Origin of the sequence: Halobaculum rarum, assembly GCF_040025155.1 — an archaeon.
GTDB classification, from domain to species: Archaea; Halobacteriota; Halobacteria; order Halobacteriales; family Haloferacaceae; genus Halobaculum; species Halobaculum rarum.
On sequence record NZ_CP157275.1, the window covers coordinates 540723 to 564256 of the forward strand.

Genomic DNA, 23534 nt, shown 5'->3' on the forward strand with positions numbered 1-23534 from the left:
TTGATTTTTATACTGATCACACATCCTTTTGGCACAGAGTCACCCGGGGTTTTTTGTATCCCCTTTCGGGCTCACGCCCCCTCAGACGCAATGAGCGAGAACACACACACCCGACGCCGACCCGCCGGGCGCGACCGACGAACAGCACACGAACACGAGCACGAATCCGAGCAGGAGGAGCAGTCGGGCGACGAGCTCGCCTGTCCCGAGTGCTCGGGTAACGTCATCACCGACGAGGAGCACGGGGAGACGGTCTGTGAGGAGTGCGGCCTCGTTATCGAGGAGGACTCCGTCGACCGCGGCCCCGAGTGGCGCGCGTTCGACGCCGCCGAGAAGGACCAGAAGTCCCGCGTCGGCGCCCCCACGACGAACACGATGCACGACAAGGGGCTGTCGACCAACATCGACTGGCGCGACCAGGACGCCTACGGCCGCTCGCTGGGCGCCCGCCAGCGCCAGAAGATGCGCCGCCTGCGCAAGTGGAACGAGCGGTTCCGCACGCGCGACTCCAAGGAACGCAACCTCAAGCAGGCGCTGGGCGAGATCGACCGCATGGCTTCGGCGCTGGGGCTCCCGGACAACGTCCGCGAGACCGCTTCGGTCATCTACCGCCGCGCGCTCGACGAGGACCTCCTCCCGGGCCGCTCCATCGAGGGCGTCTCCACCTCCTGCGTGTACGCCGCCGCCCGCATGGCCGGTGTCCCGCGCAGCCTCGACGAGATCGCGGACGTCTCCCGCGTCGGCAAGGACGAGGTCGCGCGCACCTACCGCTACGTCGTCCGCGAGCTGAAGCTGGAAGTGAAGCCCGCCGACCCCGAACAGTACGTCCCGCGGTTCGCCTCCTCGCTGGAACTGTCCGATGAGTCGGAGATGCGCGCGAAGCAGCTCCTGCGGAACGCCAAGGAGAAGGGCGTCCACTCGGGCAAGTCGCCCGTGGGGCTGGCGGCCGCGGCCGTTTACGCCGCCGCGCTGCTCACCAACGAGAAGACGACGCAGGCGGCCGTCTCGGAGGTCGCGGACATCTCCGAGGTCACGATCCGCAACCGCTACCACGAGCTGCTCGAGGCCGAGGACGGCCTCGTGGCGTAACGCCGCCCGGCGACCCGGACCACCCACGGTTTTGCGTTCCGCCTCCGTCCTGCACCCATGAGCGACGCGTTCGCCATCGACCTCGATTCGTTCTCGCTGTGTGCGAGTACCGCCGATCTCGGCGAGGAGCCGGCCGCCCGCGAGCACGCCGACTTGGTCGAGTTCCGGATGGACCTCGCGGACGGCCCGCTGGACGCGCTGGCGGCCTACGACGGCGATCTCCCGCTGCTCGTGACGAACCGCCCGCACTGGGAGGGCGGGGAGACCGCGCCGTACGGTCGACTCGACGCCCTCGCCGCGGCGGTCGAGCACGAGGCGGTCGCCGCCGTCGACGTGGAGTTGGCGACCCTCCGCGGGCGACCGGCGGGGACGAACGAGATCGACGCGGCGGAACTGACCGCACACGCCCGCGATCACGGCGCGGCGGTCGTCGCGTCGGTCCACGACTTCGACGGGACGCCCGCGCCGGCGATGCTCGACGGACTTCTCCGGGCGGCCGCCGCCGCCGGCGACGTGGGGAAGCTCGCCGTCACCGCGCGGACGAACGGCGAGGCGCTCGACCTGCTGGCGGCGACCCACCGCGCGACGATCCGCGGCGACCGCGTGGCGACGATGGCGATGGGCGAGGCCGGACGCCACACCCGCGCGGTCGCGCCGGTGTACGGCTCCCGGCTCGGCTACGCCCCGGTCGACGCCGCCGACGCGACCGCGCCGGGACAGTACGACCTCGCGACGCTTCGGCGGCTCGTCGACGACCTCCGGTGACCGGTGACCCGGTCGGCCGGCGACCGAGACGACGCGGAGCCGTCGTCGGGCGGACGCCCGTCTGACGGCCCGCACGAAGGTTGATAGCGATAGAGCGGAAGCTACGGGGCATGCAACGACGACCCGTCGTCGCGGCGGCGCTGGCGGTGGTGCCCGCGCTCGGGCACGCGTACCTGCGCCGGTGGGGCCGCGGTGTCGCCTGGCTGTCGCTGTTCGCCGGAGCGGCGCTCGTGTTCGCGGGACTGTTCGGCGGTGGGATCGGCGATCCGCTGGCGCCGGCGGGGCTCTCGACCGCGACACTCCCGACCGCGGCGGTCGACGCCGCGGCGCTCATCGTCCCGCTGGGTGTCGTCATCGCGCTGTCGGCCGCCGACGCGTACGTCCTCGCCCGGAGAGAGAACCGCCGAGGCGTCCTCACGTGCCCGCGGTGCGGGCGCGGCGTCGACCTGTCGCTGCGCTTCTGTTGGTACTGCGCGGTGGAGTTCCAGTACGTCGAGCGGTAGGCGTGTCGCGATGCGTGGCGAGGTGTCGCCCGCTCGCACGGTGACTTACTGCTCGATGATCGACTCCTCGACGGCCTCGCCGAAGTGGCGGGCCACGTCCTCGTAGTAGACGAGCACCTCGTCGCCCTCCGCGAGGTCGGTGACGGCTTTTCGCCCCGCGGTCGTCGCGACCTTCACCGTCTCGGCGTTCTGGATCAGCGTCTCGACGCGGTCCACCTCCCCCGACTCCGTCTCGACTTCCGCCTGCACGCGGAACATGGGACGCTTCTCGATCTTCACCCGGCCGACGACGGCCTGGCGGGTCTTTCCGTCGGTGTCGAGCACCTGCACCTCGTCGCCCGAGCGCAGCTCCGAGAGGTACTTCGTGCCGCCGTCGGGCGTGCGGACGTACGCGTGGACGGCGCCGGCGTTGACGCGGAACGGTCTGGAGGCGACGTACGGCGAGTCGGCGGTCTCGGCGTGGACGAAGAACAGCCCCCGCGACATCGACCCGACGAGCATCCCCTCGTCGTGGTCCATCATGGTGCCGGTGTCGACGCAGACGCGGTCGGCCGAGCCCGTGCGCTCGACGGCGGTGACGGTCGCGACGGTGAGATCGAGCGTCTCCCGGTCGGCCTCGTCGCGGACCTCGACTGTTTTGCGGATCTCGTCGGGGTCATCAGTGTCCAGCAGGACGCCCTCCGCGCCGAGTTCGAGCGTCTCGAAGGCGGTGCGCGCCTCCTCGGCGGTCGTTGCGCCGGCGACGAGCGTCGTGTCGTCGCCGATGCGGGCGATGAGGTTCTCCAGCGGGATGATCTGCCAGTTCTCGCTGGCGACGACGACGAACTCCGCCTCCCGGGCGGCGGCCTCGGCGAACGCCTCGTACTCCTCGTCGAAGATCCGGACGAACGCGCCCTGCGCGCGGTTGTCGTCGCGGCGGAGCGTCGAGAGGTCCGCGGAGCCGGAGAAGTCCGAGGGGAGGTCGACCGTTCCGTCGCCCTCGCCGTTCTTGCCGACGATGTAGGCGTCCGCGACCGCCTCGTCGCCGGACTCGGCGTCGTCGATCACGTCGACGTCGGCGTCCGACCGGAACGCCGCGACGTTCACGTCGCCCAGCTCACGCACCTTCGCCACGTCGCGCTCGTCGACGAGCACCCAGTCGACGCCGGCCTCGAGGCCCGCGGTGATTCGCTCGCGTCGCGTGTCCCAGTCGCCCACGTCGCCGTCGGCGCGGATCCAGACGGATCGCGTTCGTGTCATTGTGGGTCGCTATCGTGGACGCCGCTTGAACTTGGCGGATACGGTGACGATGGCGGACGAACCGTGGACCGAGTGTCCCCCGTCGGCCGCCGCGTCGCTCCTGGGTGTCGCTGCAGGACGGAGGGTGTTCCGGGGAACCGACAGAACAGCCGCTTCGATGCCTCGCTACAGGCCGGACGCCGACAGCGCGTCCTCGGCGTCGGCGTCGTCGTGGACGACCGCCGACACCGCCGCGGTCATCGCCTCGGGGTCCTCGTGTTGGAAGATGGTGCGCCCCATCGAGACGCCGGCGCCGCCGGCGTCCATCGCGCCGCGCACGTTCCGCAGCGTCTGGAGGTCGCCCGACGGGGACCCGCCGGCGATGATCACCGGCAGGCGCGTCGACTCGCAGACGTGCTCGAAGCTCGCGGCGTCGCCGGAGTACGCGGTCTTCACCACGTCGGCGCCGCACTCTTCCGCCAGCCGGACGGCGTGACCGAGGTACTCGGCGTCGTGTTCGGGGTCGTCGCCCTCCAGGTTGGCGCCGCGGGCGTACGCCATCGCGAGGACGGGGATCCCGTAGTCGCCGGCCTCCTCACACAGCTCCGAGAGGAACGTCATCTGTCCGGGCTCGTAGTCGGAGCCGACGTTGATGTGCATCGAGACGGCGTCGGCGCCCGCGCGGATGGCGGCCTTCACGGTGCCCGTGGGGCGTTTATCGTTGCTCTTGGGGCCGACCGCGGTGGAGGCGTTCAGGTGAACGACGTAGCCGGCGCCGTTGAGGTTCGCGTGGACCCGGGGGGCGATCCCCTTCTGAGTGAGCACCGCGTCGGCGCCGCCGCGCGTGACGGCGTCGATGGTGCCCTCGATGTCCTTCAGGCCCGTCACCGCGCCGAGGGTGATACCGTGGTCCATCGGTACCATGAGAATTCGGTCGTCCGTGGAGATGCGATCCAGTCGTGCTGTGAGGCCGGCGTGTTCCATTGGTGTGGTATGGCGTGATCGGGCGTAAATGGCTTGCGAACGGCTCAATCGGAAGTACCTTCGGGTGTCGGCGTCCGTCGCCCGTATCCGTCGACGGTACCCCGCTTGAGTTCGCGCGCCTTCGTTTCGAGGCGAGCCGCGGTCTCCTCGGTCGGTTCTCCCCGTTCGTGGCCCTCGGCGACGATGTCCACCAGCGCGGAGCCGACGATGATCCCGTCGGCGCCCGCCTCGACGATCGTCGCGGCCTGCTCGCCCGAGGAGATGCCGAACCCGACCGCCTTCGGGAGGTCAACGTCCGAGAGCCGCGCGAGCGACTCGCCCGTATGATCGGACACCGACGACGACGCGCCGGTGACCCCGAGGCGAGCCTGTACGTAGAGGTACCCCGAGGACACCTCGACCAGCCGCTCCAGCCGGTCCTCATCGGTCGTCGGCGCAACGATGGAGATCAGGTGGAGGCCGAACTCGTCGCACGCCTCCCGGAGGGGACCGGCCTCCTCGGCCGGGAGGTCGGGGACGACGAACCCGGAGATGCCGACCGAGGCCGCCTTCTCGACGAAGTCGCGTGGACCGCCCCCTCCACCATACTGGTAGATGAGGTTGTAGTACGTCATGCACACGAGCGGCACGTCCACGTCCAGTTCCTCGACGAACTCGAAGAACCGCGTGGGCGTCATCCCCGACGCCAGCGCGCGCGCGACCGCGTTCTGGATCGTCGGCCCCTCGGCGATGGGCTCGGAGAAGGGGAGTCCGAGTTCGATCACGTCGGCGCCGCCCTCGGCGAGCGCCTCGACGTACGCCAGCGACGACTCGTAGTCCGGGTCGCCGACGGCGAGGTACGGGACGAACGCGGGCCCGTGGGCGAACGCGGCAGCGACGGCGTCACCGGAACCGTCGGCGACCGGGCGGTTATCGTCCCGACCGTCGCGGTCGTCGCTGCGGCGGTCGTCGCCACTGAGGTCGTCCGCCATCGTCACAGCCCCCCCTCGAACATCGACATGTCCGGCGCGTTCGGGATGTCCCGCCCGGTCGTCTCCTCGATCACCGACTCGAGGTCCTTGTCGCCGCGTCCGGAGACGTTGACGACGGTTATGTCGCCCAGTTCTCCGTGGTGCTCGTGGAGGTATGCGAGCGCGTGTGCCGACTCCAGCGCGGGGATGATCCCCTCCTCCTGAGAGAGCCGGTGGAACCCTTCGAGCGCCGCGTCGTCGTCGACGTTCACCGGGGTGACGCGCTCCTCGTCGACGAGGTGCGCGAGTTCCGGTCCGACGCCGGCGTAGTCCAGTCCCGAGGAGACGGAGTGGCTCTCGACGATCTGGCCGTCGTGATCCTGCAGGAGCTTCGTGCGCGCGCCGTGGAGCACGCCCTCGCTCCCCGTCGACAGCGACGCGGAGTTGGGCGCCACGCCCTCCTCCTCGTCGACCGCGAGCGAGGATCCGCCGGCCTCGACGGCGAACAGGTCCACGTCGCTATCGCCGACGAAGTTGTGGAAGGTGCCCATCGTGTTCGACCCGCCGCCCGCGCAGGCGACGACCGAATCGGGGAGGCCGCCGGTCGCGTCGATCACCTGCTCGCGCGCCTCCTCGGAGATGAGCGCCTGGAAGTCGCGCACCATCCGCGGGAACGGGTGCGGGCCGACGACGCTCCCGATGACGTAGTGGGTGTCCTCGACGTTCGTCGCCCAGTCGCGCATCGTCTCGGAGATGGCCTCCTTCAGCGTCCCCCGACCCGTCGTCACGGGGGTCACCTCCGAGCCGTTGATCTTCATCCGAAAGACGTTCGGGCGCTGGCGGTTGATGTCGCGCTCGCCCATGTACACCTCACAGGGCATGTCGAGGTGGGCCGCCGCCATCGCGGTCGCGGTGCCGTGCTGGCCGGCGCCGGTCTCGGCGATGATGCGCTTCTTGCCCATGTACTTCGCGAGCAGCACCTGCCCGAGCGCGTTGTTCAGCTTGTGTGCGCCGCCGTGGAGCAGGTCCTCGCGCTTGAGGTACACCTCGGTGTCGTAGCGCTCGGAGAGCCGGTCCGCCCGCTGGAGGGGGGTGGGGCGCCCGCCGAACTCGCGGATGCGCCGGCGGAACTCGTCCATGAAGCCGTCCTCGTTGTTGAGGACGTACCGCTCGTAGGCGTCGGTCAGCTCCTCGATCGCCGGCATCAGCGCCTCTGGCACGTACTGGCCGCCGTAGCGGCCGAACTTCCCGTCGCCGGCGGAGACCCACTCTCCGCCGTCGCGATCGTTCTCGCGGGTCGCTTCGCTCCCCGCTCGATCCGAGGTCTCGCTCCGCTCGCCCTCGCTGCTCATACGTCCTCCTCCGTCTCCGCGGCCGTAAACCGACGGGTGTTGGCGGAAACGTCGCCGCCGGTGCCGGCCTCGTCGTCGCCCTCGGCGTCCATGATCGCCGAGCCGATGAGCAGGCCGTCCGCGCCCGCCGCGCGCATCCGCCGCGCGTCCGCGGGCGTCGCGATCCCCGACTCCGCGATCAGCGTCACGCGGTCGGGCGCCTCCGGGGCGAGCGCCTCGAACGTCGAGAGGTCGACCTCCAGCTTCCCCAGGTCGCGGTTGTTGACGCCGATCAGGTCCGCACCCGCCGCGAGCGCCGCCGCGAGCTCCTCGCGGGTGTGCACCTCGACGAGCGGCTGGAAGCCGCGATCGCGGGCGGCCGCCACGAGGTCCGCGAGGTCGTCCTCGACGAACCGCGCGATGAGGAGCACCACGTCGGCCTCGGCGGCGTCGAGCTGGTCCTCGCGGACGAGGAAGTCCTTGCGCAGGACCGGAACGTCGACCGCCTCGCGAACGCGCCGGAGGTTCTCGACGGAGCCGTCGAAGTGCTCCGGCTCGGTCAGCACCGACAGCGCCGCCGCGCCGCCCTCGACCATCGCCTCCGCGAGCGTGACGGGGTCGTCGCGGCGCGCGCCGTCGGTCGTCGGACTCGTCGGCTTCACCTCGGCGATCACCGGCACGCGCCCGTCGGCTTCGGCGGCCGCGAACGCCGCCGGCAACGATCGCGCGTCGACGGACACCCGCTCGTCGCCGCCGGGCCGCTCGGCCGCGGCCTCGAGGATCGAGCGCACCGCCGGCGCGAGGTCCTCGGCTTGTGTGTTCATCTATGTACATCGGTGGGCTCTTTCGTTCAAAAGTGTTGCGTCGGCGCGGCAGAGGTGGATTCAAACGCCGTCGTCGCCTTCGATCAGATATGACCGCGGACACGGGCGTAGGGCTCGGCGACACCGGCGTGTTCGGGCGCGAGTACGACGCGATCGATCGGGCGGTAGAACTGGGGACCGCGAGCGGGCGACTTATCTCCGTCTCGTTCCCCGAGACGCTCCCGTCGGACGCCGACGGCGAGCACCCACTGTTGGATCGCATTCACGAATACCTCGACGGCGCCGAGGACGACTTCGCCGACGTCGAGGTCGCCATCACCGTCCCGACCGACCAGCGGTCGGTACTGGAGTCGGTCAGAACCGTCCCGTACGGCGAGTCGGTCGATCTCGTGCTGATCGCGAGGATGACCGGCGGCCTCGATCACGAGGAGGAGGCCGACCTCCGGATCGTTCGGGAGGCGCTACGCGCGAACCCGCTCCCGATCGTCGTCCCGGATCACCGCGTCCGCGACGCCGCGGGGGCGACGCCCGAGCCGACGGCCGCCCGACTCAGGGAGATCGAGGGTATCAGGTCGTTCTGACCGCGATTGGGCCGCCGTCCGGGCAGTCGTCCGAGCCGACGAACCGGGCGGTTACCGGCCGTACGCCCGGACAAGGAAGTAGGCGGCGGCGATGAGAAACAGCGCCTCTCCCGCTGTTTCGAGGGGGGCGACGCCGACCTCGACGCCGCCGATCTTCGCGCCCGCCGCGAGCGCGAACAGCCCGGCGTTCGAGAGCGCGCCGGCCTCGGTGGGCGCGCTGTGCAGCCACATCGTTCGTTGGCTCGCGAGGACGCCGACCGCCAGCATCGCCGCCCCGACCGCCATGTCCACGGGGACCAGGCCGCGGTACCACCCGCCGACGCCCGCGACGACGGCGGCGCAGGCGAGAAACACCGCCGCTCCCGCCGACAGGCCGGCTCTCCCGTTCGATGCGTACATACCGCACGACGGGAGCGGGACGTAGGTAAGCGTGGCGTCGCCGTCTGCCGATCGTCTGCCGTCCGTCCGACGCGTGGGTGGCCGCCGTCGTCACATCAGGGGCCGAGCGTTGGACAACGGGCTACCGGCGGTCGCCGAGGGCCGCGAGGTCGAACTCGTGGACCACGAGCGTGAGCGCGTTCACCACGTAGTGTGCGACGGCGACGAGCGCGAAGCTCTCGGTGAGCACGAACGCTCCGGCGAGGACGCACCCGAGCACGCCCGTGGCGACGATCCCGGCACGTCCCTGGGCGCCGTGCCCGAGCGCGAACGCGACCGAGGAGCCGGCCGCGAGCAGCCATGGCCACGGGTCGAGGCCGGCGACCGTCGCCGGCAGCCACGCCGGCGCGTCGAACCCCGCAGAGAGCGCGCCGACCAGCGCCGCGCGAAAGAGGAACTCCTCGAACAGCGCGACGATCGGAAGCACGGCGAGGAGCAACACCGCCCATCCGAGGGCGGTATCCGGCGCGAGCGCGCCCCGGAGGGCCTCGTTCACCTCGACGCCGGCCCGCTCGGCGAGGCGGCCGGCCGCCTCGCTGGCGAGCCACAGGGCCGCCCCGAGTCCAACGCCGAACGCCACGTCCGTCGCCGTCGCGACCGGGACGAGCCCCAGCGCCGCCGCGGGCACGTCGGCCCACACCGCGGCGGCGACGAGCATCGCGCCGAACAGGCCCTGCGAGAGCGCGACGTTCGCCAGCAGCGCGCCCGGCGATATCGCCGTCCGCGTCTCCGCGGCGGCGACGGGGCTGCGCTCTGGCGTGGAGAGGGTCGAGTCCGTGTCGCCGGCGGGATGATACGGCGACGGCGCCGCGGGGGTCGCGTCCTCGGGAGCCCAGTTGGATTCGTCGTCGCCGCCGCCGTCGCCGCCGACACGCTCGCGGCGCTCGGGCTGTGGAGTCGAGGAGAACTGCGCGGCCGAAAGCCGCGCGAGGCCGAGCAACAGAAAGAGGACGACGCCCGTCAGGCCGGCGAACGCCGTCCAGCGCGTCACGTCGGGTCGCTACTGCGGGCTGGGACTGGTCGGACCCGCGGTGCCGGTGCCGGCGCCCTCGCCGGTCTTCTCCAGCGCGGAGCCGGTGATGCTCTTGAGGCGCGCGACGAGCGAGTCCTTCTCGGGCTCGCCCTCCAGCGCGATGTCGAGTACCTCCGAGATGTGCGAGACCGGGATGATCTCGACCATCTCCTTGTACTCGTCCTCGATCATCACGTCCTGCTCGTTGGCCTTCGGGATGATGACCGTGTCACAGCCGGACTTGGCGGCCGCCTCGATCTTGTGGGTGACGCCTCCGACCGGGAGCACGTCGCCCCGGACCGACAGCGAGCCCGTCATCGCGAGGTTCTGGTCGACGCCCATCTCCTCTAAGGCGGAGATGACGGCGGTCGCGACCGTGATGGACGCGGAGTCGCCGTCGACGCCCTGCTGACCGGTCTGGATGAACTGGATGTGGATGTCCTTCTCGGTGATGTCCTCGTCGGAGAACTTCTTGATGATCGCCGAGACGTTCTGGACGGACTCCTCGGCCATCTCCTGAAGCTGGCCGGTGGCGATCACCTGGCCGGGCCCCTGCGAGGGCGTGACCTCGGCCATGACCGGGAGCATGATCCCCGAGTCCTGACCCATGACGGCCAGTCCGTTCACGCGGCCGACCTGGTAGCCGTCGGCGACCTGGAGCTCGTAGTCCTTGCGCCGCTCGATGTAGTCGTCGGCGAGCTGCTGTTCGATGGAGCGCGAGCGGCCCTTCGCCTGGAGCACGTGGTCTCGAGTGACGCGGTCGGCGTCCTCGCCCCGGGCGATGTCGCCCGAGACACGGACCAGCCCGCCGAGGTTCCGCAGCTCCAGGGTGAGGTGACCCTTCCGGCCGGCGCGGCGGCGCGCGGTGAGGATGACCTCCTCGATGGCCTCCTGGCTGAACGCCGGCAGACGGCCGTCCTTGGCGACCTCCTGGGCCACGAAGCGGGCGTACTTGCGGCGCATCTCGGGAGTGTCGTCGATGGTGTCGTCCATGTACACCTCGTAGCCGTACCCCTTGATGCGCGAGCGCAGCGCCGGGTGCATGTGCTCCATCGCGTCGAGGTTCCCCGCCGCGATCATGATGAAGTCCGTCGGGACCGGCTCCGTCTGGACCATCGCGCCCGAGGAGCGCTCGGACTGGCCGGTGATGGAGAACTCGCCCTCCTGGATCGCGGTCATCAGCTTCTGCTGGGACCGGATGTCGAGGGTGTTGATCTCGTCGACGAACAGAACACCCTTGTTCGCCTTGTGGATGGCGCCGGCCTCGACGCGGTCGTGGCTCGGCGTCTCCATCCCGCCCGACTGGAACGGGTCGTGGCGCACGTCGCCCAGCAGCGCGCCGGCGTGGGCGCCGGTGGCGTCCTCGAACGGCGCCGACTTCTCGTCGGCGTTGTTGACGAGGAGGTTCGGGATCATCGAGTCGCTGCCGCGCGAGCCGTAGCGGAACGCGAGGTAGATGATACCGGCCGCGAGGATGCCGAGCAGGATGTTGCTCACGACGAGCAGCGAGTAGCCCAGCACCACCGCGATGATGATCCACATGAGGAAGCTGCGCATCTGGTTGCGCTTTCTGGCCTCCTCCTTGTGGGCCTCCACGATCTGTTCGCCCTTCCCCGAGGGCACCGTCCGCACCTTGGGGTTGTTGCCGTCGTCGGGGTTGTGATACACGAGCACGTCCTGCAGCTCCTCCTTGGGGAGCAGTTCGGACATCGCCTTCGCGAGCATCGACTTGCCCGTCCCGGGCGAGCCGATCATCATCACGTGGCGCCGCTGTTTGGCGGCCTTCATCACCACGTCGCGGGCGTGCTCTTGCCCGATCACCTGGTCGACCAGACGATCGGGGACCTCGATGTCGTCCGTCGAGTCGATCAGGAGGCCGCCGAGGAGGTGGTCCTCCGCGATCTCCTCGTCGATCTCGGCGTCGATCTCGACGTCGCTCCCGAGGTCGTCGATGTCGGCCTCCTGGTCGGAGGGATCGTTGGAGGCACCCACCGACCGGCCGCCGGTCGTGCCGCCGGACCGCCCGCCGTCGACCCCGTTCGACTCGGGGTCGCGATCGGCAGGGGCGTCCTCCGGATCGAGGACATCACCGTCGTCCCGGCTGTCGTTTCGGTCGTTGCTCATAGAATCGTCGCTACCGAGAAACAGGGTCTGTCGATTCATATACTTTCTCCCCCTGTGAGCCGCGCCCACCCGAACGCGAACCGGCGATAGCGGCGCTGAAACCGACACTCGTCGCTGCCCGCGCCACTCGCCGGGCTTTTAAACTCGCCGTGAGATACGTCCACGCATGCGGGGGTTCTACATCGGGCGGTTCCAGCCGTACCACAACGGCCACCACCACATGGTCGAGGAGATCGCCGGCGAGGTGGACGAACTCGTCTTGGGCATCGGCTCCGCGGGCGACTCACACACCCGGCGAAACCCGTTCACCGCCGGCGAGCGCGTCATGATGGTGACGAAGTCGCTGGCGGACCTCGACGTGACCACCTACGTGGTTCCGATCGAGGACCTGGAGCGCAACTCGGTATGGGTGAGCCACGTCCAGTCGATGTCGCCGAAGTTCGACGTGGCGTACTCGAACAATCCCCTCGTGGTCCGCCTGTTCGAGGAGGCCGGCGTCGAGGTGCGCTCCTCGCCGATGTTCCGGCGCGAGGTACTGGAGGGGAGCGAGCTCCGCCAGCGCATGATCCGCGGCGACGGCTGGAAGGAGCTCGTCCCTGCCGAGGTCGCCGAGACGATCGTCGAGATCGACGGCGTCGACCGCATCCGTCAGGTGGCCTCCTCCGATGCCAACGGAACGGGTGACTCCCTCGAGTTCGACCACGACAGCTCGTCGGCCGATCCGGCGTGATCCCCCGATGCTGACGCTCGCTTCCGACTTCGGCTCGCCGTATCCCGCCGCGATGAAAGGTGTGCTCCGATCACACGGCATCACGGATCTCGTTGACGTGGCCCATGACCTGCCGCAAGGCGACCCTCGGGCGGCCGCGTTCTGGCTTCGCTTCGTCCTCCCGGAGTTCCCGCCGGGCGTTCACCTCGTCGTCGTCGATCCCGGCGTCGGCACCGACCGCGCGGCCGTCTGCGTCCGCGCGGGCGACCACGCGCTCGTCGGCCCCGACAACGGCTGCCTGCTCCCCCCGGCTCGCGCGCTGGCGGACGCCAGCGTCGGCCCCGACACGGATCCCGCGGAGGCGATCGAGGTGTTCGCGGTCGACGACGACGAGCCGCGATCCAGCACCTTCCACGGGCGCGACGTGTTCGCGCCTGCGGCCGCCCGCGTCCACGAGGCCGGCGTCGACGGAATCGAGTCCCTCGACGGGTTCGTCCGGGTCGACGACTACGACGACTACGCGATCCCGAGCGCGTGGGTCGAAGCCGAAACGGCCGCCGGCGAGGTGCTCGTCGTCGACGACTTCGGCAACGCCGTCACGAACGTCCCCGGCTCGTTCCTCGACGGACGCGTCGGCGAGACCATTGCGGTCGAGACGGCCGCCGGGGTCCGCGAGGTGCCCGTCGTCGAGACGTTCGCCGACGTGGACAAACACGACCCGCTGGTCACCGTCGGCAGTCACGGCTTCGTGGAGTGCGACGCGAACCAGGGGCGCGGCGACGAGGCGTTCGACCTGGCGCCGGGGCGGGCCGTGACGCTCTCCTTCGAGGAGGCCGTCGCGGCGACGGTGCCGACGGCCTGACCCGTGGCCGTCGTCTCCGCCGCCGACGCGGTCGCCGCGATGAACCTCGTCGGCCTGTTTGCGTTCGCCGTCGCGGGCTCGCTCAAGGGCGCAGACGCGGACCTCGACCCGTTCGGCGTCGCGACGCTGGGCGTCCTCACCGCGCTCGGCGGGGGCACCATCCGCGACGTGCTCGTCGGGCGCGTGCCCGCCGCGCTCCGCTCGACGGGCGACGTGCTGGTCGTCCTCGCGGGCGTCGGCATCGGCCTCCTCGTCGCGTGGGCGTTGTCCGGAGGGGCGGGCCGCGTCCGCGATCACCCGGCGTTCCTCGTCGCCGACGCGGTCGGGCTCGCGGCGTTCGCCGCCTCCGGCGCGGCCGTCGGCGCAGATGCCGGCCTCTCGGCGTTCGGTATCGTCGTCACCGCGACGCTCACCGGCGTCGGCGGCGGCTCGTTGTCCGACTTGTTACTCGCGAGGGTGCCAGTCGTGCTCCGGGAGGACTTCTACGCGACGCCCGCGCTGCTCGGCGGCGTCGCCTACGTCGTCGCCAGTTCGGCCGGGGTTCGCGCCGCGACCGCGACGCTGGGTGTCGCAGTCGGCGTGTTCGGCCTCCGGCTGCTCGCGGTTCGGCGCGGGTGGTCGCTGCCGAACATCTGACTCGGCACTCGTCGGATCTCCCTCGAAATCGTGAAAACCTCCCCGAACACGTGGAACCGACGTCCGCGTCGCGCGCTCAGTTCGCCGCGATCACGTCGTCGATGCGGAGGATCATCGTCGCCGCCTCGGTGGCGGACTCGAGCGCCTCGCGCTTGACGGCCGCGGGGTCGACGACGTGCTCGTCGCGGGGGTCGGTTATCTCGACGGACGGGCCGTCGATGACGATGCCGGCGACGCCCTCGCGCTCGTGACGCGCGCGCAGATCGACCAGCGCGTCGATGGGGTCGAGGCCGGCGTTCTCCGCGAGCGTGCGCGGGATCGCGTCCACGGCGTCCGCGAACGCCTCGACCGCCAGCGCCTTCCGGCCGGTGACCGCGTTGGCGCCCGAGCGGACCCGATCGGCGATCGCGATCTCGACGGCGCCGGCGCCGGGGACGATCTCGCCGTCCTCGGAGGCGGCGACCGTCACGCCGAGGGCGTCGTCGATCGCCCGCTCGGTCTCGTCGACCACGTGGTCGGTCGAGCCGCGAACGTACAGCGTGACGGTACGAGAGTCGTCGCTCCCCTCGAGGAAGGTCACGTCGTCGCCGCCGTGGCGCTCGACGCGGACGGACGCGGCGGCGCCGAGGTCCCCGGCCTCGATGCCGGCGAGCGTTCCCAGCCGACGCGCGCCGGTCGCGCGGGCGAACGCGCGCGCCTCGCTCCCCTTCACGTTCGAGAATGCCAGGATTCCGACGTCGGCGAGGTACGCGGCGACGGGGTCGGAGATCTTCTTCGAGCAGACCACCACGTCGACGCCGGCCGCCGAGAGCGTCTCGGCGATACCGCGACGCTCGGCGTCCTCCGCGGAGAGAGCGGCGTCGAGTTGCTCGACGGAGGTGATCGTGTACTCGGTGTCGACCTCGCCCGAGCGGACATCGAGCTTCGTGTCCAGCACCGCGACGGTCGCGTCCTCGACGCTGCGGGGCATGGTGTCGTTGGCGGGTTCCCCTTCGAAGACGACGCCACGGACGAGTTCGGTCGCGGCCGCGGAGGCGCCCGTCCGGGTGAACACCCGGATGTCGTCGCGGTCGACACGGCGGTCGTCGTCGGCCACCTGGAGCACCGCGTCGACGACGATCTCCGCGAGCACGCCGGTGGCGATATCGCCCGTGCCCTTGCCGGTCATGGCGGACTCGGCGACCGTCACGAGCGCCTCGCGGTCGATCTCGTCGTCGATCCGCATTCCGTCGACGGCGTCCAGTGCGAGCCGGAGCGCCTCGTGATATCCCTCGACGACGGCCGTCGCGTGGATGTCGTCGTCGAGGAGGTCCTCGGCGCGCGCGAGCAGCTCGCCCGCCAGTATCGCGGCGGTCGTCGTGCCGTCGCCGACCGCCGCCTCCTGTGACTCGGCGACCTCGACGAGCATCCGCGCGGCGGGGTGCTCGATGTCCATCTCGCCGAGGATCGTCGCGCCGTCGTTCGTGACGACGACGGTGCCCGAGGAATCGACGAGCAGCTTGTCCATGCCGCGGGGCCCGAGCGTCGTTCGGACCGCGGCCGCGACGGCTCGGCCGGCGGCGACGTTCGACCGGCGCGCGTCGGCGCCGCTGGTGCGCTGGGTCGACTCCGTCAGGACGTAGAGGGGCTGCTGCATGTAACTCATGGAATGATCAACGAGTAGAATGGTCGCGGTTCGATATGAAGTTATCGTAGACGATCGCCGCGGAAACTACCCGACTACGCCGTGATAGCTCGCAACAGCGTCGCCGGCGGATCGTCCCGGAACCGACGGCGCGACGCTCGGGGACGACACCACCCGCCCGGAGACTGCAACACTCAAGTCGAGCGGGTCGTTGGGAGGGGATAGATGCTGGAGTTGGAGCACGGGTTCCGCGCGGTCGACGTGCACGCCCGCCTCGACCCCGACGACGGAGCGGTCGTCGCCTCCCGCGGGCGCGATATCTCCCCCGAGCGGCTTCAGCGCGAGATGCACCAGGCGGGCGTCGTGCAGTCGGCGGTCGCGCCGGGGCCGCGCCCGGCGGGCGAGGGGTACCTCCGCGCGAACAACGCCGTCGCGCGCCTCTCGGTCGACCGACCGTTCCGCGCGATGGCGCGGCTGAACGGCCCGCGCGACCCGGGCGACTCCGCCGTTTCCCGGCTACGAAACCTCACGGCCGCCCCCGCGGATCACCACACCGACCCCGGCGACGTGGAGCAGTACGCCTACGACAGCCGCCTCCACGGCTTCGTGCTCGACCCGGTGAACGACGGGCTCCCCACGGAGGCGACGCTCGAACAGATCGCGGCCGCCGGCGAGCCCGTGCTCGTCCACGGCGGGCGCGGCTATCCGCCCGACGCGGTCGCCGAAACGGTGCTGTCGTACGACTTCCCGGTGATCCTCTCGTCGTTCGGTGGCTACCCGCTCGACCGAGCGCTGATGGACGAGGCGCTGGAGCTGTTGGACTCGTACGACGATCTCTACGTCGACACCGCGTTCGTGCGGTTCCGGGACGTCCTCGAACGCGGACTGTTGGAACACCCCGACCGCGTCCTGTTCGGCTCGGGGGCGCCCGATACCCACCCTGACGTGGGCGTGATGGAGGTGCTTACACTCGACGTGTCCGAGGACCTGCTCGACCGCGCGCTCTCGAAGAACGCCGCGCGCGTCATCGAGGGACTGGCGCCCGGCGCCGACGCCTGACCCGTATCGACCGCCTAGTGGTTCTGACCCCGCATGACCGCCTAGTCCGTTCGCCGGTCGTACCGCGCGACGGCCCGGTCGGCGCGCGTGGTGACCCCGTTCGGGTTCCGCTTGGGAGAGCGGTCTCGCGCGCGAGCGACGAACCCGTCGGACGCGCCCGCGGAGATCCCCGCGACCACGTCGCGCCCGTTTCGTGCCCATGAGGTGGGGGTCGCGTCGCCGCCGAGCACGTCCCCCATTGCGCCCGCGGCGTCGCCGACGGCGTGGCTGATCGTTCGTCGGAGCACCGTCGGGCGAAGCCCGTAGTTCTTCGTGAGCCGGTACGCGAGCGCCCGGTACTTCCAGCCGAGATCGCGGCGCTCGATCCCGCCGTCGGTGGCCTCCGTGCGGCGTCGGGCCGCGACATCGGCGTGCCAGGTCACGTCCACGCCCATCCCCGCGAGGCGGTGGGCGGCGTCGCGCGCGCCGCCGGTCTCCAGGTACTCGTCGAAGCCGTCCAACTCGTCCAGCACGGGCCGCGCGAAGGCGACGTTGCGGCCGTTGAAGTACGACACCTCCCGGTCGGCGATCCGCCGACGCTCCAACCCGTCGCTGGTCGCGCCGCCGCGCACCGTCCGCCGAAGCGGTCCGGTGACGACAGACGCGCCCTCGGCGAACGCCTCCTCGACAGCCGTTCGCCACCCCGGCTCCAGCTCGTGGTCGTACCCGAGGAACGCGATCGCATCCCCCTCTGCCACTTCGAGGCCCGCGTTGCGGGCGACGTTCACGTTGCGCGCCGCGATCTCGACGAGGACGTCCACGTCGTCGCGGTCGCGCACCATCCCGGTCGTCCCGTCGGCGGAGGGGCCGTTCACCACGATCACCTCCACGTCCGGCGCGACGGCCGCCAGCGCGTCGAGGGCGACCGCCAGCCTGTCCCGACCGTTGAGCGTCGGGACGACCACCGAGAGCTCCATAGCTCACGGTAGGAAGTCGGAGACTTAAAAGGGGGGATTCCGCTCGGGATCCGGGGCGAACGCACGGCCGCCGGCGACGAGGCGGCGGAGTTCGATCGGTTAGCGGTTCAGGTAGTAGACCTGCTTGCGCGCGTCCTTGAACGAGTAGCGCGAGCCGACGAGCCCCTGCTCTTCCAGCCGGTTGAGGGCGTAGCGTACGGTGCGGTCGGGGAGCAGCGACTCCTCGGCCAGTTGACCCTGCGAGAGCGGCGCGTCGCCCTCGAGGACCTTGGCGACGAGCTTCGCGCTCGGCGGGAGATCGCTGAGGAGATCGCGATATTCGGTGTCGGTGAGCGCGTCTGCGGCGTCCGGGTCCGCGGTACTGGTGCTCATACCTCATCGGAGTTCGAGGGTGCTGGTAAAGGTTGCCTCAATACAAGCCCAACCCCTGCATATCCCTTATACGCATTATATCACGCCGTCGATTCAAGCGATATCTGTCGTCTCGGACAGTCTAGTCGGCAGTAAGCGACGGATTCCGATCGGCAGTGTCGGAACGCCGACCGTTCAGGACCGAGTACGCAGTCGGCGATATAACCGACACTCCACTGAAATGACGGCCCGTTCCGGTATGATCACACGCTCGCGACGCCAACGACCAAGTAGATCCCGAGCGAGAAGGGCGCACGTGATCCCCGAGTCGCACGTCGACATCTTCGAGTCGGAATCGTTCGCCCACCTCTCGACGGTCATGCCGGACGGCACCCCGCAGGTCACGCCGGTGTGGGTCGACCACGAGGACCGAGAGTACGTGCTCGTGAACACCGCCCGCGGGCGCCGCAAGGAACGGAACATCCGGAACAATCCGAAGGTCGGGCTCTCGGTCACCGACCCCGACGATCCGTACCGCTACGTGTCGGTCATGGGCGAGGCCGAACTCACGGAGGAGGGCGCCGTCGAACACATCGACGAACTGGCGAGGCGCTACTTCGACGTCGACGAGTACCCCCACCACGGCGAGGAGTCCGGGCCGCGTGTCATCGTCCGTATCCCGACGGAGCGGATCAGTACCAGCGGATGAGCGATCTGGCGATCGCGGCTCCGAGTCCGATCGACCCCGAGGGGCGAGGCCGGCAGACGGCATCCCGGTCGTCGGGGTATCAGTATCGTTTTACCGCTCGCCCGAGCACCCCGAGGTAGTGTGAAGGGCCAGGAGTGGTACCAGGCCGACTCGGTCGCCGAGGAGTACGACGACAAGCGGTTCTCGAAGGGCGGACGGCTCATCGACCGCCGCGAGAAGCGTGCCGTGCTCGAGGCGCTCGGGCCGGTCGACGACGAGCGCGTGCTCGAGATCGCCTGCGGCACCGGACGGTTCACCGTGATGCTCGCCGAGCGTGGCGCCGACATCGTCGGCCTCGACATCTCCGACGCGATGCTGGCGCAGGGCCGCGAGAAGGCCCGCCGGGCCGGCCTGGAGTCGAGCGTCGAGTTCATGCGGGGCGACGCCGCCCGGCTTCCGTTCCCCGACGACCACTTCGACGCCGTGTTCGCGATGCGCTTCTTCCACCTCGCGGACACCCCAGCGAAGTTCCTCGCGGAGATGGCCCGCGTCTCGAAGGACGTCGTCTTCTTCGACACGTTCCGGGGGTCCTCCTTCCGCGTGCTGTACAACTGGGCGCTTCCGATGGGGTCACGGCTGTACGGGCGCGAGGAGGTCGAGCGACTCGTCGACGGTGCCGGGCTGCATCTCCATCACGCCGACCACGACTTCGTGTTCCCGTACGGCTTCTACCGCGAGGTTCCCAACGCCGTCGCCGACCCGTTCTGGTCGCTCGATCAGACCATCGGGAGCAACGCGATCGGGGAGAAACTCTCGTCGGTCTCCTACTGGACTGCCGAGGTCTGAGACGCGCGATCGGCGCCGGCTTCGGCGTTTCGAACCGTGAGCTACCGCCGCACGTCACTCGTTCGTCGGCACGGAGACCACCGGCACGTCGGTCGCATCCCGCACGTTGCTCGCCAGGTTTGACGGGGAGAACAGTCGTTTGAGCCCGCTCCGGTTCGGCTCGGCGACGACGACGAGGTCGACGTCGTTGCCGTCGGCGTACAGGCCGATCTCCTCGGCCGGCGTGCCGTAGCGAAGCTGCTTGCGTACCGGAACGTCCGTCTCTCGGCCGGCGTCGCCGACGGCGTCGAGCGCCGCCTCCGCCTCGTCCTCGCGCCGCTCGACGACCATGTCCCAGTGGTCCACCGACACGTCCATCGGGACGACCGACAGCGCGTCCAACTCCGCGCCGTGTGCGGCCGCCAGCGAGATCGCTACCCCGTGTACCCGTTCGTCCGTGTCGCCGTCGACCGCGAGAAGCACGCGGTCGAACGTGCCGGCCGGTGCCGCACTCGATCCGACCGACCGATCGTCCGCCGCGTCGATACTCGAACTCGTAGTTGCCATTACGACACCGAAATGGCGCCAGCACCAAATATTTGTCCATGCTTGCGCCGGATATCCATACATTATCGACTATTATAGACTGTATGCCGCGTGAATGTCCATTATATTGGTGACGTTCGTGATGGATCGAGATTTGGAATCGTCGGACCGACGGGTCGGTGGTCACGACGGAGGCGTCTTCGCCGAGGAAGGCGCGGCACTGACGCCCCGAGAGGGGTGCGCGGCGACCGTTCCCGCAGGTCGTCGGCAGCGACCAAGGACCTCCCCGTCGTGAAACCGGTTCCTCAGAAGATGTTCGCCTGCCGGTACACCGAGATCCCGTCGTTCATGATCTCGTAGGGCTTGGTCTCGCGCGAGTGGTTCGCGTCGCGGATCTTCTGGATCTCGACGGCGAGGCGGGTTTCCCGGAAGTCCGACGGGCGAACGTACTGCAGGACGAACACGGCGTCGGTGAGGTACTCCACGATGCCGTGGCGGGAGGCGAAGGAGTTCTCCTGGGAGGCCTCGCTCGTCAGCATCGTCGTCACGCCGGCCTGCTTCAGCGAGCGGGCGAAGTCGAACACCTCCGAGCGGCGCTTGCTCGGGTGATCGTACATCATCTCCAGGAGGGAGACGGAGTCGAGCACGAGGCGGTCGGCCCCGAACTCGGTGACGAGCCGGGAGATGTCGTCCCGGATGGAGTCCAGCGAGTTCGCCATCTCGATGGGATCCATCGCGACGACCGCGAGGCGGTCCGCCTCGGCGTACCGGCGATACTCCCAGCCCTTCTCCTCGGCCGTCGAGAGGATCGCCTCGCGTGACTCCTCCAGCGTGATGTAGACGCCGTTGCCGCCGTTCTCCAGCGCCTCGTTGAGGAACTGGAGCCCGAACGTCGTCTTGCCGGTTCCCGCGCTCCCGATGACGGTCATCAGCGACCGCTCGGGGACACCGCCGAGGATCATCTCGTCGAGCCCCTCGATACCGATGTCGATACGGGCGATATCCGAGTCGAACTCCTCCTCGTCGAACTCGGGCCCGCCGCCCCCGAAGTCGTCGCCGCCGAACCCGCCGCCGAAGTCCCCGAACCCGCCGTCGAAGCCGTCGCCGCCTCCCGGCACACCCCCGTCCGGACCCCCGGATCCGGGCGCACGCTGCATCGCCGCGCCGAAGTCATCGCCGAACGGGTCGTCCGCCGGGCCCTCGTCCCCGTCGACGGGGGCGGGGTCGTCGGACACAGTTCCGTCCGAGTCTTGATCCGCGCCGCCGAAGGGGTCGGCGTCGTCCGGCGCGGCCGACTCCGCCGGCTGGTCCGGTTCCGCGTCGCGCGTCGAACGGCTCGGAGTCTCGCCGCCGGCGCCGTCGTCGATGTCGCCACTCCCGTCAAGGTCACCGAACCCGTCCTCGTCGAACTCGTCGCCGCCGAACCCGTCCTCGTCGAACTCGTCGCCGCCGAACCCGTCCCCGTCGAACGAGCCGTCGTCGATATCGTCGAATCCCTCCTCGGCCGGGTCGAGGTCGGCATCGAACGCCGAATCGCTCGGGACCGCGCCTTCCTGCCCGTCGTCGGACGCGCCTCCGACGCCCGCTCGTTCGTCGTCAGGCCCGTTATTGGGGTCGGCAGCGCCGTCCTCGCCGGTGTCCGCTCCCGTTTCGCCGTCATTCGCCCCCTCCTCACCGTCGTCCTGCTCGGCCTCGCGGAGCCCGCGTTCGAACCAATCGTCGTCGCTCACGGTCGATCCCTCCCGCGAGTCCGACCGACCAGCGCCCGCCGTAGCCGGTCGCGGGCACCGTACACCGTCGTCGGCCGTTCGCTCATCGTCATCTCGGAGACGGTCCGCGGGCATGAATGTTCCCCAGTGACCCGTCGGAGCCGCGTGCGGGCAGTGGACCGCTGTCGGATGGCTTTTTGCCCGGGGATGGCGACGTGCGCGTATGGAAGTCGGCATCGTCGCCCAGAAGGGGAACAATCGCGCGGCGTTCCTCGCGGAGGACCTGCGCGACAGGCTCCGCGAGGCCGAGGTGCGCGTCGCCGTCGACGAGGCGACCGCCGACACACTCGATCTCGACGGGACCCCCGTCGCCGCCATGGACGGCGTCGACCTCGTCGTGTCCATCGGCGGCGACGGGACGTTCCTGTTCGCGGCCCGCGGCGCCGGCGGCGTGCCGATCCTCGGCGTGAACCTCGGCGAAGTGGGCTTTCTCAACGCCGTCGCCCCCGAGGAGGCCGTCGACACCGTGCTCGCGGAGGTCGACGCCTTCCGCGACGACGGAATACGGGTCCGGGAGGCACCCCGCCTCGCCGCCAGCTGCGACGGCTGGCGCTCGGAACCGGCGGCCAACGAGGTCGTCGTCCAGGGCGGCCGCCGGGGCCGCGGCGGGGGGATCGGCTACGAGGTTCGCGTCGACGGCTCGCTGTACTCCAGCGGCCACGCGGACGGCGTGCTCGTCGCGACCCCCACGGGGTCGACCGCGTACAACCTCTCGGAGGGCGGTCCCCTCGTTCACCCGTCGGTCGACGGGCTGGTCGTCACCGAGATGTGCGCCGAGGGCGGGATGCCGCCGCTGCTTGCGGACCCCGACGCCGCGGTGAGCGTCACGCTCACCGACGCGGACGAGGCGGTCGTCATCACCGACGGCCGGGGGCAGCGCACTCTCGATGTGCCCGCGGAGGTGACCGTCGCGGCGACCGAGCCGCCGGTCCGGATCGCCGGCCCCTCATCTGACTTCTTCGAGGCGCTCGGGAAGCTGCAGTAACCCGTACCGGTCGGGACGTCCCCGACCGTCCGATTCACGCGTCGCGCAGGTCCGCCAGCGCCCGCGATCGGATCGCCCCGCCGGCGACCTCGTCCGCGTGCTTCACGACCTCGGCCTCTAGCGTCGCCGGCTCCACGCTTGTCCGTCCGGTGTGCGAGAGCACGATGTGCGACAGCGCGACCGGCAGCCCCGCCGCCTCGCAGACGTGGACGCCGACGTACGGGTGCCCGAGGAGGTCGTAGTAGTCGGTGCCATGCGAGCCGTCGTCGTCGTCCGCTGTGTCACCGGCGGATTCTCCGGTGTCGTCGCCGTCGACGGCGTCCTCGGGAGCGAACTCGTACAGCTTACTGATGTCGTGGACGAGCGCGCCGGCGACGACGAGGTCGCGGTCGATCCCCAGGTCCGGGCGGCGTGCGAGCAGTTCGTCCGCCAGCGCCGTCGCCAGCGCGGCCACGTCGTTGACGTGCTCGACGCTCGTTTCGTCCGGAAGCCCGAGGCGCGCCTGCTCGTCCGGGAGCCACGGAACCGCCCGCAGGTCGTCCCACCCGGTCTCGGCCAGCGCGAGCACGTAGGCGTCGCGGACACCGGCGCGGAGGACCGGATCGTCGATCTCGTCGTACGCAGGGAACACGTCCGCGAGATCCACGGGTAGCGGATCCGAACTGTCGGGAGTGCCCGCGGGGCCGGTCCGGTCGTCGCTCATGT

General features: G+C 70.2%; 25 protein-coding genes. 11 read left to right on the top strand and 14 right to left on the bottom strand.

The features are described from left to right. Nucleotides 1-90 precede the first annotated feature (90 nt). The 3 genes from ABJD39_RS02860 (at nt 91) to ABJD39_RS02870 (ending at nt 2357) form a co-directional block, all read left to right on the top strand. Nucleotides 91-1089: a transcription initiation factor IIB gene (locus tag ABJD39_RS02860; RefSeq protein ID WP_348611891.1), complete on the top strand. Its 999-nt coding sequence runs from the start codon at nt 91-93 to the stop codon at nt 1087-1089. A gap of 57 nt (nt 1090-1146) precedes the next feature. Beyond that, the gene (locus ABJD39_RS02865; RefSeq protein WP_348611894.1) at nt 1147-1854 is read left to right on the top strand and encodes a type I 3-dehydroquinate dehydratase; all 708 of its coding nucleotides are present in this window, start codon (nt 1147-1149) and stop codon (nt 1852-1854) included. A gap of 110 nt (nt 1855-1964) precedes the next feature. Beyond that, the gene (locus ABJD39_RS02870) at nt 1965-2357 is read left to right on the top strand and encodes a DUF7575 domain-containing protein (protein ID WP_348611897.1); all 393 of its coding nucleotides are present in this window, start codon (nt 1965-1967) and stop codon (nt 2355-2357) included. 45 nt (nt 2358-2402) lie between these two features. Here ABJD39_RS02870 and ABJD39_RS02875 read toward each other — a convergent pair whose 3' ends face one another. The 5 genes from ABJD39_RS02875 to trpC all read right to left on the bottom strand — a co-directional run bounded on the left by ABJD39_RS02875 (nt 2403) and on the right by trpC (nt 7664). Next, complete coding sequence (locus tag ABJD39_RS02875; RefSeq protein WP_348611900.1) at nt 2403-3596, bottom strand: 3-dehydroquinate synthase II; 1194 nt, start codon at nt 3594-3596, stop codon at nt 2403-2405. Between the two features lie 165 nt (nt 3597-3761). Further along, on the bottom strand, nt 3762-4559 hold the full coding sequence (locus ABJD39_RS02880) for a 2-amino-3,7-dideoxy-D-threo-hept-6-ulosonate synthase (RefSeq protein ID WP_348611903.1): 798 nt from the start codon (nt 4557-4559) through the stop codon (nt 3762-3764). A gap of 44 nt (nt 4560-4603) precedes the next feature. Then, nucleotides 4604-5530 carry a tryptophan synthase subunit alpha gene (gene trpA, locus ABJD39_RS02885; RefSeq protein WP_348611906.1) on the bottom strand — a complete coding sequence of 309 codons (927 nt, stop codon included), beginning with the start codon at nt 5528-5530 and terminating at the stop codon, nt 4604-4606. Between the two features lie 2 nt (nt 5531-5532). After that, entirely contained in the window at nt 5533-6861 is a 1329-nt protein-coding gene (gene trpB / locus ABJD39_RS02890) for a tryptophan synthase subunit beta (RefSeq protein ID WP_348611909.1), read from the bottom strand. Beyond that, nucleotides 6858-7664 carry an indole-3-glycerol phosphate synthase gene (trpC, locus tag ABJD39_RS02895; protein WP_348611912.1) on the bottom strand — a complete coding sequence of 269 codons (807 nt, stop codon included), beginning with the start codon at nt 7662-7664 and terminating at the stop codon, nt 6858-6860. Before trpC ends, trpB begins: the two co-directional genes overlap by 4 nt. 89 nt (nt 7665-7753) lie before the next feature. On the opposite strand from trpC, the gene ABJD39_RS02900 reads away from it, so the two are divergent. After that, nucleotides 7754-8245 (top strand): MGMT family protein, encoded by a 492-nt coding sequence (locus tag ABJD39_RS02900; protein ID WP_348611914.1) that lies wholly within the window; start codon nt 7754-7756, stop codon nt 8243-8245. Between the two features lie 51 nt (nt 8246-8296). On the opposite strand, the gene ABJD39_RS02905 is transcribed toward ABJD39_RS02900, so the two are convergent. The 3 genes from ABJD39_RS02905 to lonB all read right to left on the bottom strand — a co-directional run bounded on the left by ABJD39_RS02905 (nt 8297) and on the right by lonB (nt 11819). After that, the gene (locus ABJD39_RS02905) at nt 8297-8644 is read right to left on the bottom strand and encodes a hypothetical protein (protein ID WP_348611917.1); all 348 of its coding nucleotides are present in this window, start codon (nt 8642-8644) and stop codon (nt 8297-8299) included. Nucleotides 8645-8765: 121 nt separating this feature from the next. Beyond that, nucleotides 8766-9674, bottom strand: coding sequence for a CPBP family intramembrane glutamic endopeptidase (locus ABJD39_RS02910; RefSeq protein WP_348611920.1), 909 nt, complete (start codon nt 9672-9674; stop codon nt 8766-8768). Nucleotides 9675-9683: 9 nt separating this feature from the next. Beyond that, entirely contained in the window at nt 9684-11819 is a 2136-nt protein-coding gene (gene lonB, locus ABJD39_RS02915) for an ATP-dependent protease LonB (RefSeq protein WP_348611923.1), read from the bottom strand. Between the two features lie 166 nt (nt 11820-11985). Here lonB and ABJD39_RS02920 point away from each other — a divergent pair, with 166 nt between their 5' ends. Genes ABJD39_RS02920 through ABJD39_RS02930 form a run of 3 tightly spaced genes read left to right on the top strand, consistent with a single transcriptional unit; the run spans nt 11986 to nt 14026 of the window. Beyond that, on the top strand, nt 11986-12549 hold the full coding sequence (locus ABJD39_RS02920; protein WP_348611926.1) for a nicotinamide-nucleotide adenylyltransferase: 564 nt from the start codon (nt 11986-11988) through the stop codon (nt 12547-12549). Nucleotides 12550-12556: 7 nt separating this feature from the next. Beyond that, nucleotides 12557-13390 (top strand): SAM hydrolase/SAM-dependent halogenase family protein, encoded by an 834-nt coding sequence (locus ABJD39_RS02925; RefSeq protein ID WP_348611929.1) that lies wholly within the window; start codon nt 12557-12559, stop codon nt 13388-13390. A gap of 39 nt (nt 13391-13429) precedes the next feature. Further along, complete coding sequence (locus ABJD39_RS02930; RefSeq protein ID WP_348613687.1) at nt 13430-14026, top strand: trimeric intracellular cation channel family protein; 597 nt, start codon at nt 13430-13432, stop codon at nt 14024-14026. A 76-nt stretch (nt 14027-14102) separates the two neighbouring features. Here the strand turns inward: ABJD39_RS02930 and thsA are convergent, their stop codons facing one another. Continuing rightward, nucleotides 14103-15662 (bottom strand): thermosome subunit alpha, encoded by a 1560-nt coding sequence (gene thsA, locus ABJD39_RS02935; RefSeq protein ID WP_348611932.1) that lies wholly within the window; start codon nt 15660-15662, stop codon nt 14103-14105. Nucleotides 15663-15875: 213 nt separating this feature from the next. Here thsA and ABJD39_RS02940 point away from each other — a divergent pair, with 213 nt between their 5' ends. Continuing rightward, nucleotides 15876-16709: an amidohydrolase family protein gene (locus ABJD39_RS02940; protein ID WP_348611935.1), complete on the top strand. Its 834-nt coding sequence runs from the start codon at nt 15876-15878 to the stop codon at nt 16707-16709. A gap of 41 nt (nt 16710-16750) precedes the next feature. On the opposite strand, the gene ABJD39_RS02945 is transcribed toward ABJD39_RS02940, so the two are convergent. Next, on the bottom strand, nt 16751-17665 hold the full coding sequence (locus ABJD39_RS02945; protein ID WP_348611937.1) for a glycosyltransferase family 2 protein: 915 nt from the start codon (nt 17663-17665) through the stop codon (nt 16751-16753). 99 nt (nt 17666-17764) lie between these two features. Then, on the bottom strand, nt 17765-18037 hold the full coding sequence (locus tag ABJD39_RS02950) for a MarR family transcriptional regulator (protein WP_222607189.1): 273 nt from the start codon (nt 18035-18037) through the stop codon (nt 17765-17767). A gap of 295 nt (nt 18038-18332) precedes the next feature. Between ABJD39_RS02950 and ABJD39_RS02955 the strand changes: the two genes are divergently transcribed. Both ABJD39_RS02955 and ABJD39_RS02960 read left to right on the top strand, forming a co-directional pair. Next, nucleotides 18333-18725, top strand: a complete 393-nt coding sequence (locus ABJD39_RS02955) for a PPOX class F420-dependent oxidoreductase (RefSeq protein WP_348611941.1) — start codon at nt 18333-18335, stop codon at nt 18723-18725. Nucleotides 18726-18845: 120 nt separating this feature from the next. Further along, complete coding sequence (locus ABJD39_RS02960; RefSeq protein WP_348611944.1) at nt 18846-19550, top strand: class I SAM-dependent methyltransferase; 705 nt, start codon at nt 18846-18848, stop codon at nt 19548-19550. A gap of 54 nt (nt 19551-19604) precedes the next feature. On the opposite strand, the gene ABJD39_RS02965 is transcribed toward ABJD39_RS02960, so the two are convergent. Further along, nucleotides 19605-20096, bottom strand: coding sequence for a universal stress protein (locus ABJD39_RS02965; RefSeq protein ID WP_348611947.1), 492 nt, complete (start codon nt 20094-20096; stop codon nt 19605-19607). A 284-nt stretch (nt 20097-20380) separates the two neighbouring features. Then, complete coding sequence (locus ABJD39_RS02970) at nt 20381-21805, bottom strand: KaiC domain-containing protein (protein ID WP_348611950.1); 1425 nt, start codon at nt 21803-21805, stop codon at nt 20381-20383. 202 nt (nt 21806-22007) lie between these two features. Between ABJD39_RS02970 and ABJD39_RS02975 the strand changes: the two genes are divergently transcribed. Continuing rightward, on the top strand, nt 22008-22829 hold the full coding sequence (locus ABJD39_RS02975; protein ID WP_348611953.1) for an NAD(+)/NADH kinase: 822 nt from the start codon (nt 22008-22010) through the stop codon (nt 22827-22829). Nucleotides 22830-22863: 34 nt separating this feature from the next. On the opposite strand, the gene ABJD39_RS02980 is transcribed toward ABJD39_RS02975, so the two are convergent. Beyond that, nucleotides 22864-23532, bottom strand: coding sequence for an HD domain-containing protein (locus ABJD39_RS02980; RefSeq protein WP_348611956.1), 669 nt, complete (start codon nt 23530-23532; stop codon nt 22864-22866). Nucleotides 23533-23534: the final 2 nt, after the last annotated feature.